Here is a 12733-nt window from a genome sequence, read left to right on the forward strand (position 1 = left end):
TGCTGCCTAGCTTGCCATCGCGTCGCGGCCGGCCTTGACCCGCTTGCGCTGTTTGGCGCGCTCCTCGCCGGTCAGGCGCTCAAAGAGATGTCCGATAATCGAGGCCAGCACCTGTTGAAACAGCGTACCGCACATGACGGGGAATACGACCTCGCCGGGAAAGTACTGTGTGGCGATGACGGCGCCCGAAGAGATGTTACGCATGCCGCAGGTAAAGCACATGGTGGTCGTCTCGCTATACGGCAGATGCAGGGCACGTGCGACCAGGATGCCGATGATAAAGCCACTGATGGCGAACGAAAGGATAAAGAGGGCGACTTCCAGGCGCACCGCGTTCATGTGCAGCACGTACTCGCTCATGGCGGTGGAGTTGGACGCGATGACCCCCATCATCATGAACTTGCAGGCGGGCGAGAGCGCGGGGGAGAGTTTCTCATGACCCCAGCCGCGCGTGAGTTCATTGATCACGATGCCGAGCACGGCGGGGATGGCGATCATAAAGGCCATGTCCTGCATCATGCTCGGCACATCGATCGAGACGGTGGCGCCCAGCAAGAGCTTGAGCGTAAGAGGAATCGTCACAGGTGAGATGACCGAGGACGTCAGGATGATGGTGAGCGCGAGCGGGCCGTTGCCGCCGAACATGCTAATCCACATAAAGGCAGTGACTGCCACAGGTACGCTGTACTCGAGCACGATACCGCAGACAAGGTTGGGATTGGAGCCAAAGAATAACGATCCCATGGCATAGGCTGCGATAGGGATAAGCACCGCCGAGACGAGCAACGCCAAGACCAGGTGCAGCGGACGGCGGAACACCTCGGTTACCTGGTGGAAGGTGTTGCTGAGCGCACCCTGAAACGTCATAAAGGCAAACAGGGCGGGAACGATAGGCTTGAGTACGCCAATCTGCTGGGGAAAGAGCACACCGAGCGCCACGCAAATCGGAACGATGACCTGCATGTATCCCGCGAGAAATTTGCCCAGTCCAACCCATTGCTTCATATGCGCTTGCGACTCCCTTTGCTCGTGAATCCGTTTTGAATGGATATGCTAGACGCTCGCATGCGTCCGTGCGTCAGAAACGCTCGAATATTTCGAGGCTATTACCGGCATCGTTTACCGAAACCGCGGCGTGCTGCGGCGATTTGCGTCCGTGCTGCACGGTATAATAAATCCGTTCAACAGATCTGCCTGCCGAAGCGGGCATACACAGAGGACTCATCGCTATGAACCGTGAGAGGTATCGCGGCGACCTGCCCCTATCGGGGGTGGGCGCCTATGTCATCGCTTAAGACGACGCATCGCTGGGCGGTCGCTCAGCAAAACCCCGAGCTCGAAAAGGAGCTTTCGGTTGGCCTGGGCATTCCCGGGCTGGTGGCGCGCATTATGGTTGCGCACGGCATTACATCCATCGAGGAAGGCCAGCTGTTTTTGACGCCTTCGCTCGATCGCGACTGGGCCGACCCACTCATTATCCCAGGCATGTCGGTCGTTGCCGACCGCGTCGAGCATGCTATTCGCAACCACGAGCATATCGCGGTCTTTGGCGATTTTGACGTTGACGGTATTACGTCGACCTGCCTGTTGACCGAGGCGCTGCGCACGTTTGGCGCCGATGTTACGCCGTTTATTCCACATCGCTTTGACGAGGGCTACGGTCTTTCGCGCGCGGCGCTCGACCGCGTTAACGAGCTCGCTCGTCCCCAGCTGATCGTGACCGTCGATAACGGCATTGCCGCCAAAGAAGAGGTTTCCTATCTGGAGAGCCTGGGGATCGATTTGGTGGTCACGGACCATCACGAGCCCTCCGATCAGGTGCCGCAGGGCGTGCCCCTGACCGACCCTAAACTCGAGGATAAGGGCCCCTCGCGTGAACTTGCCGGTGCCGGTGTGGCGCTCAAGCTGGTGCAGGTTTTGGGCGAGCGTCTGGGCAAGCCGTCGTATTGGCGTTCGCTGATTGAGGTCGCGGCACTGGGTACCGTGTCCGACATGATGCCGCTCACGCCCGAGAATCGCGCACTGGTCGCCGAGGGCATCCAGCAGATGCGCGTGACGGCTCGTCCCGGTTACATCGCGCTTGCAGCGCTCGCCAAGGCCGATCTGGCTACCATTACGGCGGACGGTCTATCGTTCTCGCTCATTCCCCGCTTAAACGCCGCCGGCCGCATGGCCGATCCCAAGCTGGCGCTCGACCTGCTGCTTGCCCGCGATCCTATCGAAGCAAGTGCACTGGCGGCCGAGCTCGAGGAGATCAACCGTCAGCGTCGCGAGATTGAGGCGGAGCTCACGCGTGATGCCATGGCAAAGGTCGAGGAGACCTATGATGGCGGTCGCGCAATCGTCGTGGGTGGCGAGGGCTGGCACGAGGGCGTTAAAGGCATCGTGGCGAGCCGCCTTACCAACCGATATCACGTGCCGGCGTTGCTCTTCTCTATCGAGGACGGTATAGCACGTGGCTCGGGCCGCTCGGTGGGCAAGGTCAACCTGTTCGAAGCCGTCGAGCGCTGTTCCGACCTGCTGATTCGCCGCGGCGGGCATGCCGGTGCGGTGGGCGTGACCATCGAGGCGTCCAAGCTCGACGAGTTCCGTCGTCGCCTTTCCGCCGTGTTGTCCGAGCTTCCCGCCGAGGACTTTGAGGACACCGATGAGGTTGCCGCCACGGTCGACCTTTCCGAATTGAATATCGAGACCATCGAGCAGATTTCTCGCCTTGAGCCGTTTGGCCAGGGTAATAAGGTGCCGCTGTTGGCTGCCGAGGGCGTGACGATGTGCGATCGCGCCGTGGTGGGCAAGACCGGCGAGCATATGCGCTTCGTGGCGACGGATGGCGCCACGAGTGTGCCGGCCATCATGTTTCGTGTGCCGCAGATCGATAGGCTTATCAATTGCGATAGCGCCGTCGATTTGGTGTTCGAGGCCGTGGCCGAGCATTGGCAGGGACGTGTGAAGCCCAAGCTCATGATCAAAGATGTCTTGGTGCGCGATACCACGGCACCCAATATCGACGATCCGGCATGTGAGCTTCGCCGCGGCGTACAACCGGCGGATTCTGGCCTGCGCCTGGAGTCGCGTAAACGCGAGACGCTTGCCCAACTTTCCTATACCGAGCTCACGCGCTCGCTCATTCACAGCTTTATCGGATCGAACCAGCCGCACCGCGCGCAGGTCGAGGCGCTCGATGCCCTGGCCGATCACCAAAGTGTTCTGGCCGTTATGGGAACGGGGCGCGGCAAGTCTCTTATCTTCCATGTGCATGCCGCGCGCGAGGCGGTTCTTCGCGGGCGTGCGAGTATCTTTGTCTATCCGCTGCGCGCGCTCGTTGCCGACCAGGCCTATCACCTTTCCTCGACGATGGCCGCGCTCGGCATTGGCGTTGGCGTGCTGACCGGCGAGACCGTGGAGGCGGCGCGCGATGACGTGTTTGCCGGCCTGGCTTCGGGCCGCACCGGCATCGTGCTCACGACGCCCGAGTTTCTGTCCATTCACCGCGATCGCTTTGCGCGTTCGGGGCGCATCGGTTTTGTCGTTATCGATGAGGCGCATCATGCCGGTCTTGCCAAGGGCGGCGACCGGAGCGCATACCTCGACATGCCCGATATCCTCAAAGCCCTGGGCGACCCCGTTGTCATGGCGGCAACGGCTACCGCGACGGCCCCGGTCGTGGCGGAGCTTGCTCGTGTATTGCCGATTACCAGGACGGTGGTCGACGAGACCGTTCGCGAGAACCTGCAACTCGAGGACGACCGTGACCTTGCGAGCCGCGAAAATCGCCTGGTGTCGATCGTGGCGACGGGGGAGAAGACCGTTATCTACGTGAACTCGCGCGACCAGTCCGTGGCGCTTGCCAAGACGTTGCGCAAACGCGTTCCCGACTGTGCGACCCATATCGCGTTCTATAACGCCGGGCTTGCGCGCTCCGATCGCCGCCGTGTTGAGGAAGCCTTTAGAGACGGAAGTCTCAGCTGCATCGTTTCAACTTCGGCCTTCGGTGAGGGCGTCAACCTGCCCGATATCCGTCATGTCGTGCTCTACCACATGCCGTTTGGCGCCATCGAGTTCAACCAGATGAGCGGACGTGCCGGCCGCGATGGCCAGCCCGCCGTGATCCATCTGCTCTATTCGTCGCGCGACGCCCGCATTAACGAGCGCCTGCTCGACTGCTATGCGCCCGAGCGCGACGAGCTCGTCACGCTCTATCGCGCGCTGCAGACCATGTGGCGCTCCAACCGCGGCAAAACCGGGGACGATTCCTTTAGTGCGAGCGATATCGACATCGCGCAGATGTGCCTTGCCATCGATGCTCGCACGCCGGTCGACGAGCGTTCGGTGGAAAGCGGCCTGGGAATCTTCGAAGAGCTTGGTTTCTGTCGAGTTTCGGGGTTTGACGACACTCGTCGCATCGCGATGGCCGAAAACCCCGGCCGCGTGCAATTGAGCAGGTCAATTCGCTATTTGGAGGGCTTGCGCTCGCGCATGGAGTTTTCGGCTTTCCGGAGCTGGGCGCTCGATTCGTGCGCTTCTGATATGCTAGCCAAAGTTAACCGCCCGATCGTACCGCGGGCCTAGGGGAAGGGGACCTCGATGGATGCCGCAGCCCGTACCGCCCATGATTCCACCCTCCAGCCGTTTTCGGAGATGGAGCACTATAAGCATGCCGATGAGCTGCCGCCCGAGATTATGGCGGACAGCTACGACAAGCTGGAGCGCCTGTGCCTCAAATATATGAATGAGGACGACTTTTCTAAGGTTGAGCAGGCCTACTGCTTTGCCGCCGAGAAGCACTGCAACCAAAAGCGCCGCTCGGGCGAGATGTACATTAACCATCCCGTCGAGGTTGCCATCATTTTGGCCGATCTCAAGATGGACTGCGATGTGGTGTGCGCCGCGCTGCTGCACGATACTGTCGAGGATACCGAGACCTCGCTCACCGATGTTTCCGGCCTGTTTGGCGATACGGTGGCCGAGCTCGTCGATGGCGTGACCAAGCTCACCAACATCGAAGTCGACAGCATGGACGAGAAGCAGGCGCTCACGCTGCGCAAGATGTTCCTCGCCATGTCCAAGGACATCCGCGTCATCATCGTTAAACTTGCCGATCGTCTGCACAACATGCGAACGCTGGCAGCCCTGCGCGAGGATCGTCGCCTGTTTAAGGCTCGCGAGACCATGGACGTGTACGCGCCCTTGGCCGACCGCCTGGGCATGAGCTCTATTAAGTGGGAGCTCGAGGACCTGTCCTTCTTCTACCTGGAGCCCGATGCCTACCAGCGCATCGCGCGTATGGTAGCTGAGTCGCGCGAGGTCCGCGAACGCTACCTTGCCGAGACCATCAAGACGCTTACCGATGAGCTCAACCGCATTGGTCTGGAGGACTTCCAGATCAACGGCCGCTCCAAGCACTATTGGTCCATCTACCAAAAGATGAAGCGCAAGGGCAAGGAGTTCTCCGAGATCTACGACCTGGTGGCGCTGCGTGTAATTACCCATTCGGTGCGCGATTGCTACTCCACGCTCGGTGCGGTGCATACGCTGTGGCACCCCATGCCTGGTCGCTTTAAAGACTATATCGCCATGCCTAAGGTCAATAACTACCAGTCGCTCCACACGACGGTCATCGGCCCTACGGCTCGTCCGCTCGAGATTCAGATTCGAACCTACGAGATGCATGAGCAGGCCGAGTACGGCATTGCCGCCCACTGGCTATATAAGAAGTCGGGCGGATCGTCTGCTTCCAAGACCAATGACGCTCAACGTTTGGACGACCAGATCAACTGGCTCAAGCATTCGCTCGATTGGGCGGCTTCCGACGAGATCACCGATGCCAAGGAATACCTGCACTCGCTGAAGGTCGATCTGTTCGATCAGGAGATCTTTGTCTTCACGCCCAAAGGCGAGGTCATGGCGCTTCGTGCCGGCTCCACGCCGCTCGACTTTGCCTATGCCGTTCACACCGAGGTGGGAAACCACTGCGTCGGCGCCAAAATCAACGGTGCGGTGGCTCCGCTCACGCACGAGATCAAGACGGGCGACCGCGTTGAAATCCTGACTAACAAGAGTTCCAAGCCGTCGCGCGATTGGCTCAAGATCGTTAAGACACCTTCCGCCAAGTCAAAGATCCGCCGCTATTTTGCCGCCGCGACCAAGGACGACGACGCTGCCGCCGGTCGCGATATGCTGGCCAAGGACCTGCGTAAGCGTGGCTATGGCATTTCTACGCCGCGTTCGACGCGTGCACTCAACGCCGTGGCGGAGCAGTTTAACTTCAAGCAGCTCGAGGACCTGTTTGCCGCCGTCGGCGCCGGCAAGGTTGCCCCGCGCGCTGTGGGCAATAAGGTCGAGCAAATCTTGGACCCCAAGCCCGAGGAACAGCTCACCAAGGCCGAGGCTATCGCCGAGGTCGTGAAGCAGCCCGCTCGCGGCTCCAACCGCAAGCCGCAAAAGCGCGGCAAGAGCGCCAGTAACGGCATTATCGTCAAGGGCGAGAGCAACAGCGGCCTGCTGGTCCGTCTGGCTCATTGCTGCAACCCCGTGACGGGCGACGACATCGTCGGCTTCATCACGCGCGGTCGCGGCGTTTCGGTGCATCGCGCCAACTGCCCTAACGTCAAGGGTCTCATGGAACATCCCGAGCGCATGATCGATGTGGAGTGGGACGGCGCTGCCGACACCCTCTTCCAGGTCGAGATCGTGGTCGAGTGCCTGGACCGCATGGGCCTGCTCAAGGATGTCACCATTGCCATTGGCGATGCGGGCGGTAATATCCTTTCTGCCGCCACGTCGACCAACCGCGAGGGTATTGCAACCCTGCGCTTTATGGTCGAGATCTCGGACGCGAGCGGTCTGGATCCGCTGCTGGCTTCCATCAGCAGTGTCGATTCGGTCTACGACGCTCGCCGTCTTATGCCCGGCGAAGGCGGAGCTCAGCTCAAGCGCCGTGTGTAGGTGCGAGAGCCTCTCAGCATCATAGATATTGGTTACGTTCGAGGCATCGTTTGGTGCCTCGAACGTATTTTAGAAGGAGGGTATGCGCATGGGCGATATGACTTTGGACCTGACACCCCGAGGTGCAGCTTCGATTGAGGCACTCGTCAACGGCCCGATTCAGACCAACAGTTACGCCGTGATTTCGAATGACGAGTGCTTAATCGTCGATCCGGCGTGGGAGGGCGAGCGTCTTGTGGAGCATATCCGCACCGCGCATCCCGAAGTTCGCGTACTCGGCTCTGTCTGCACGCACGGTCATGCCGACCATGTTGGCGGGGTCGCCGGGGTTCGAGCTGTCGTTGGCGACAGCGCACTATATGAGTTGTGCGCTAAGGACGTGACGGTGCCTCGCGCAAATATCGAGGAGCAGCGCGCCATGTGGGGTATTGAGACGCCCGATCCGGGCGAGCCGACGCGGCTGCTTGCCGAGGGCGATACGATTGAATTGGGCGATATCTGCCTGCAGGTGATCGAGACGCCGGGGCATACGCCGGGCGGCATCGTCCTGTTCGCCGCGACCGAGCAGGGGAACATCGCCTTTGTGGGCGACACGCTTTTCCCGGGCAGCCACGGTCGTACCGATCTTTCTGGCGGTGACGAGGCGGCGATTATGCGCTCGCTCTCCAAACTTGCCAAGACGCTTCCGCCCGATACCGTTTGCTTGACGGGCCATGGCGATTCGACCACGATGGCGCGCGAACTTATGCAGAATCCGTTTATGCAGATGTAGGCTCGAAGCCGTCTTTCGAATCACGAAGACCGCTCAATCGTCAAGCTATTTTCCCCAGTGGGTCGATTCTGTGGGGCAAACGGTCAAAATTTGTCCAATCGGATGGTATTCGTGAACAAACGAACGTTTATGCTCGGGTATGTCGTGGTAAAATCTCAGGCGTTATCGGAGCAACCTTACAGGAGGTTTCTTTTATGCTCGTCAACGCAGCAGACATGCTCAAGAAGGCCGAGGCCGGCAAGTACGCTCTCGGTGCCTTCAACACCAACAACCTCGAGTGGACCCTGGCTATTCTCCAGGCCGCCGAGGAGGCCAAGTCTCCGCTGATCCTTCAGTGCACCGCTGGTGCCGCTAAGTGGATGGGCGGTTTCAAGGTCTGCGCCGACATGGTCAAGGCTGCCGTCGAGGCCACGGGCGTTACCGTTCCCGTCGCCCTTCACCTCGATCACGGTTCTTACGAGGACTGCTTCAAGTGCATCGAGGCCGGCTTCACGTCCATCATGTATGACGGCTCTCACGAGGAGACCTTCCAGCTTAACCTCGACCGCACCAAGGAGCTCGTTGAGCTTGCCCACTCCAAGGGCATGTCCATCGAGGCCGAGGTCGGCGGCATCGGCGGCACCGAGGACGGCGTGACCTCCAGCGGCGAGCTCGCTGATCCTGCTGAGTGCAAGCAGATTGCTGACCTGGGCGTCGACTTCCTCGCCTGCGGTATCGGCAACATCCACGGCGTGTACCCTGCCGACTGGGCTGGCCTTTCCTTCGAGCGCCTGGGTGAGATTAAGGCTCAGACCGGCGACCTGCCCCTCGTCCTGCACGGTGGCACCGGCATCCCCGAGGATCAGATCAAGAAGGCCATCTCCCTGGGTATCTCCAAGATCAACGTCAACACCGATCTGCAGCTCGTCTTCGCCAAGGGCGTTCGCGAGTATATCGAGGCTGGCAAGGATCAGCAGGGCAAGGGCTTTGACCCCCGCAAGCTCCTCAAGCCTGGTCGCGAGAACATCGTTGCCCGCACCAAGGAGCTCATGGAGGAGTTTGGCTCCGTCAACAAGGCGTAAGCGTCGCTAAACTTCCCGCCGGAAGCCCCGTCTCCCTACACTGTTTCCTTTGCGCTCACCTGGCTTCGCCAGAAGTCGCGCCAAGGAAACAGTTCCGGGGGACGGGGCTTCCTTCGTTTAACGCCGCAGGGTTACGAGTCTGAATTAAGGTGGCTACTGGCTTCGCTAGAAGTCGCGCGACGGAATCAACTCCGGGGAAACGGGGCCTCCTTCGTTAACTCGCTACAGGGTTACTGGGCTGAATTCATTTTTTCTAGGTACCGTTTATCGGTGTTGAGGGTTCCTTTATTGGGGCTTTCTTTTTTATCTCGCTACAATGGGCTTCAAGAGTTCTAATGACTTGGAGTTTGGTATGGCTGTTATTAATGTGCTGCCTTCGGATGGGAAGGTCATTGACGAGGGTCCTGTTGGTTGCTCTGTTGATGTTTGCTGTGATGATTTCCGTCATCTCGATATTGGACTGCCGCCCGAGATTCTTCGTCTCAAGGATGCCGGATATTTGACGCAGGCTGTTGCGGCTTGTGATCGTCTTTTGGGGCAGAATCCCGATCCCTCGCTTGCTGCCTGCGTTCGTGCCGAGCGGTATCGCATGCTTGAGACGCCGCTTCATTTTTCGGTGTCGCGCGATCGGGCTATTGCGATGATTCGCGAGGAGTGGCCTGAGTTTACCGAGGAGCAGTTTGACGATCTGATTGACCGTAAGCGTATTGACTGGCGCTTTATCGATGGCGAGCTGTTCGTTCTCGACAACTTCCTCGATTCGCTTCGCGTATATCCCAAAGAGGTCCCCGGCATGCGTCCCGATCCTACGGACGGAATTGCACTGCGCAACGAGATGCTCAAGGAGATGGAGTCACAAAACGGATTGACTCGCGTTATTACGCTTAAGGCGTCCTTGTCTGTCCCCGGCGCTCTAGAGGGGGAGACCGTTCGCGCTTGGCTTCCCGTAGCCGCCACCTGCCGCCAACAGTCTCAGGTCGAGATTCTCGACATGACGCCGGAGGGTGCTGTTGCTCCCGCGAACGCTTCGGCGCGTACCGCCTCGTGGTCTTCTTCGAGTGAGCGCTCATTCTCGGTGACTTATCGTTATCACATCGATGCTGCTTATTGTGATGTCTACGGTGGCGCACTTCCGGTTCATCCGCGTATGGACGCGCCTCTGCCCGAGGATATTTCCGAGGATCGTCCGCACATTGCATTCACGCCGTATCTGCAGCAGCTGACGGCCGGTGTTGTTGACGGACTCGAGGATCCGCTCGATCGCGCCCGTGCTATCTATGATTACCTGACGCAGTATATCGACTATCGCTATCAGCCGCCGTACTTGCTTTTGGGATCTATTGCCGATGACTGCGCGCATTCGCTCCGCGGCGATTGCGGCGTTATGGCGCTCACGTTTATCACCATGTGCCGTATCGCGGGCGTGCCTGCCCGTTGGCAGAGCGGCCTCTACGTTGCGCCCGATTCGGTGGGGTCGCACGACTGGGCAGAGTTCTATACGCCGCAGACCGGTTGGCTCAACGCCGACGTGTCATTTGGATCTTCTGCTCGCAGGATGGGGGAGGAGTGGCGCCGCCGTCACTACTTTGGCAATCTCGACCCATGGCGTATGGTGGCCAACAATCGATTCCAGGCAGAGTTTGAGCCCTCTTTCGACGGCATGCGCGAGGACCCTTACGATAACCAGATGGGTGAGGCTTCGGTCGACGGTCGCGGATGCCGTCAGCGCGAGATGCTACGCACGGTCGAACTCATCGAAATGCTCGAAGTTCCATTTTCGGACTAATCGGTAGAAAGCTGTGATAAACTAACTCACGCATTACGTGCCCGAGTGGCGGAATTGGCAGACGCAGTGGACTCAAAATCCACCGTTGGCAACAACGTGCGAGTTCGAGTCTCGCCTCGGGCACCATACATGCAAGTGAGCGTTCAAGGGGGTTGCGGCCCCCCTTTTCGTGCCGAACTCGCGTGAGCGCGCGAAGCGTTAAGCAAACAGGCCTGCGGCCTGTTTGTAGCGGAGCGTGGCGAGGGCGCCGCGCGTCCGAAGCCCGGGGCTTCGCGAAGCGAAGGCCCTTCGAGTCTCGCCTCGGGCACCATACATGCAAGCGAGCGTTCAAGGGGGTCAAGGCCTCTTTTTCGTGTACGTAATGTGATAACGCGCTGTACGTGTTATTATTCGCAAGGCGTTGTTCCCGCAATGCCCTAAAGAGGAACCCGAGGGTTCCCACCTTTTGGCGCCAATGAGCAGCTGACTGGTCATACAACTTAGATTCCCTTCCTCAAATCGAGGATGTCTATGTGTACGACCTGGTTGCTGAGAAGCGCCGGGTTATTTTTTTATGAATGGAGGTAGGGAAAATAGCTAAGTCTGATGACACCCGCATCAACGACGAGATTACTGCATCTTCGTGCCGTTTGATTGGCGTCGATGGCTCTCAGCTCGGCCTGTTCGCCATCCGCGATGCCCAGCGCGTCGCCGACGATCAGGGTCTCGACCTGGTCGAGATCGCTCCCAACGCGGAGCCGCCGGTCTGCAAGGTCATGGACTACGGTAAGTTCAAGTACCAGCAGGCCATGAAGGCCAAGGCTGCTCGTAAGAACCAGTCCAAGGTCGAGGTCAAGGAAATGAAGTTCCGACCCAAGATCGACGTTGGCGACTACGAGACCAAGAAGGGCCACGTTCTGCGTTTCCTCAAGAAGGGCGCACGCGTTAAGATCACCATCATGTTCCGCGGCCGTGAGATGGCTCACCCGGAGCAGGGCCTTAACGTTCTCGAGCGTCTCGCCGAGGATCTCAAGCCTTACGCTACGGTCGAGTCCAAGCCTAAGATGGAAGGCCGTAACATGCTTATGCTGCTCGCCCCGATTAAGGGCGCCTTCGATGAGGATAAAGCGGCAAGCGATACCAAGTAACTAGTGTTCTGTAACCGATTAAGGAGTATTTCATGCCTAAGATGAAGTCCCACAGCGGCACCAAGAAGCGTTTCCGCAAGACTGGTACCGGCAAGCTTATGCGCGCCAAGGCTTTCAAGAGCCACATCCTGAGCAAGAAGTCCACCAAGCGTAAGCGTGGCTTCCGTCAGGAGACCGAGATCGCCGCTGCCGACCGCAAGGTCATCAAGTCGCGTCTCGCCTAAGTTCGCGTTCCCGTTTTTCGTTTTACCGTCTAGGAGTTGATAGAACATGGCACGTATTAAGCGCGCTGTTGCCGCCAAGAAGAAGCGCCGTACCGTTATGCACCGTGCGAAGGGTTACTACGGTGCCGCTTCGCGTACTTACAAGCATGCTAAAGAGCAGGTCCAGCACTCTCTGCAGTATCAGTATCGTGATCGCCGCAACAAGAAGCGCGAGATCCGTTCTCTCTGGATCACTCGTATTAACGCTGCTGCTCGTCTGAACGACATCTCTTACTCTCAGTTCATGCACGGCCTGAAGGTTGCCGGCATCGAGCTCGACCGCAAGGTCCTGGCTCAGATGGCTTACGAGGACATCGAGTCCTTCAACGAGCTGGCCACCATCGCCAAGAAGGCTCTCGAGGCCTAATAGATTCTCTTGAATCGCTAGGGGAGTGTCGCGTTGTGCGCGGCGCTCCCTCTTTTTATCTGAAGCGCGGTTTACATTGCTAAAAGCGCGGGTAGATAAACACTTACAGGTGACCGATCTCTATATATTCCTGAATCAAAGGGTCATCATCTGATACGTGCAGTATTTCCGCACCAGCCTTTCTATGACTTATATAGGAAGCAATATATTGTGTAGGACTTGTGAAGAGTGGAATTGTCGTCCCATAGGGCTTCGCGGTCTGGCAATATATCTCCTTGCCGCGCGGCCTGGTGCAACCGGATCGGCCGCAAAGCGTGCACCTTGAGAACCGGATACTGCGAGGATGGACACTCACTTCAGTGTCGCATCCGGGCAGACATCGAACCATTTGAAATGGTCTAACTTGGATTTG

The 12733-nt window shown here is 58.8% G+C and carries 9 protein-coding genes and 1 tRNA gene; 9 read left to right on the top strand and 1 reads right to left on the bottom strand.

The window, feature by feature from the left end; all coding sequences use genetic code 11:
* Nucleotides 1-6: 6 nt before the first annotated feature.
* On the bottom strand, nt 7-1005 hold the full coding sequence (locus DW870_RS07220; protein WP_117758811.1) for a bile acid:sodium symporter family protein: 999 nt from the start codon (nt 1003-1005) through the stop codon (nt 7-9).
* Nucleotides 1006-1281: 276 nt separating this feature from the next.
* On the opposite strand from DW870_RS07220, the gene recJ reads away from it, so the two are divergent.
* The 9 genes from recJ to rplT all read left to right on the top strand — a co-directional run bounded on the left by recJ (nt 1282) and on the right by rplT (nt 12321).
* Nucleotides 1282-4569 carry a single-stranded-DNA-specific exonuclease RecJ gene (gene recJ / locus DW870_RS07225; protein WP_117758812.1) on the top strand — a complete coding sequence of 1096 codons (3288 nt, stop codon included), beginning with the start codon at nt 1282-1284 and terminating at the stop codon, nt 4567-4569.
* A 15-nt stretch (nt 4570-4584) separates the two neighbouring features.
* Nucleotides 4585-6945, top strand: coding sequence for a bifunctional (p)ppGpp synthetase/guanosine-3',5'-bis(diphosphate) 3'-pyrophosphohydrolase (locus tag DW870_RS07230; RefSeq protein ID WP_117758813.1), 2361 nt, complete (start codon nt 4585-4587; stop codon nt 6943-6945).
* Between the two features lie 88 nt (nt 6946-7033).
* A complete protein-coding gene (locus tag DW870_RS07235; protein ID WP_117758818.1) occupies nt 7034-7717 on the top strand; it encodes an MBL fold metallo-hydrolase in 684 nt (227 codons plus the stop codon).
* Nucleotides 7718-7911: 194 nt separating this feature from the next.
* A complete protein-coding gene (gene fba / locus DW870_RS07240) occupies nt 7912-8778 on the top strand; it encodes a class II fructose-1,6-bisphosphate aldolase (protein ID WP_117758814.1) in 867 nt (288 codons plus the stop codon).
* 352 nt (nt 8779-9130) lie between these two features.
* Nucleotides 9131-10564 carry a transglutaminase-like domain-containing protein gene (locus DW870_RS07245; RefSeq protein WP_117769792.1) on the top strand — a complete coding sequence of 478 codons (1434 nt, stop codon included), beginning with the start codon at nt 9131-9133 and terminating at the stop codon, nt 10562-10564.
* Nucleotides 10565-10603: 39 nt separating this feature from the next.
* A tRNA-Leu gene (locus DW870_RS07250) sits at nt 10604-10690 on the top strand.
* A gap of 431 nt (nt 10691-11121) precedes the next feature.
* Complete coding sequence (infC, locus tag DW870_RS07255) at nt 11122-11691, top strand: translation initiation factor IF-3 (RefSeq protein ID WP_006234423.1); 570 nt, start codon at nt 11122-11124, stop codon at nt 11689-11691.
* Nucleotides 11692-11723: 32 nt separating this feature from the next.
* A complete protein-coding gene (rpmI, locus tag DW870_RS07260) occupies nt 11724-11915 on the top strand; it encodes a 50S ribosomal protein L35 (protein ID WP_006234422.1) in 192 nt (63 codons plus the stop codon).
* Nucleotides 11916-11961: 46 nt separating this feature from the next.
* Complete coding sequence (rplT, locus tag DW870_RS07265) at nt 11962-12321, top strand: 50S ribosomal protein L20 (protein ID WP_006234421.1); 360 nt, start codon at nt 11962-11964, stop codon at nt 12319-12321.
* Nucleotides 12322-12733: the final 412 nt, after the last annotated feature.

It is taken from the genome of Collinsella sp. AM38-1BH (genome assembly GCF_003467545.1).
Lineage (GTDB): Bacteria > Actinomycetota > Coriobacteriia > Coriobacteriales > Coriobacteriaceae > Collinsella.

Bases quoted from the DNA above. Each gene is read 5' to 3' on its own strand.
- DW870_RS07220 (WP_117758811.1), bottom strand. From the start codon at position 1,005: ATGAAGCAATGGGTTGGACTGGGCAAATTTCTCGCGGGATACATGCAG.
- DW870_RS07230 (WP_117758813.1), top strand. From the start codon at position 4,585: ATGGATGCCGCAGCCCGTACCGCCCATGATTCCACCCTCCAGCCGTTT.
- rpmI (WP_006234422.1), top strand. From the start codon at position 11,724: ATGCCTAAGATGAAGTCCCACAGCGGCACCAAGAAGCGTTTCCGCAAG.
- recJ (WP_117758812.1), top strand. From the start codon at position 1,282: ATGTCATCGCTTAAGACGACGCATCGCTGGGCGGTCGCTCAGCAAAAC.
- fba (WP_117758814.1), top strand. From the start codon at position 7,912: ATGCTCGTCAACGCAGCAGACATGCTCAAGAAGGCCGAGGCCGGCAAG.
- rplT (WP_006234421.1), top strand. From the start codon at position 11,962: ATGGCACGTATTAAGCGCGCTGTTGCCGCCAAGAAGAAGCGCCGTACC.
- DW870_RS07245 (WP_117769792.1), top strand. From the start codon at position 9,131: ATGGCTGTTATTAATGTGCTGCCTTCGGATGGGAAGGTCATTGACGAG.
- DW870_RS07235 (WP_117758818.1), top strand. From the start codon at position 7,034: ATGGGCGATATGACTTTGGACCTGACACCCCGAGGTGCAGCTTCGATT.
- infC (WP_006234423.1), top strand. From the start codon at position 11,122: ATGGAGGTAGGGAAAATAGCTAAGTCTGATGACACCCGCATCAACGAC.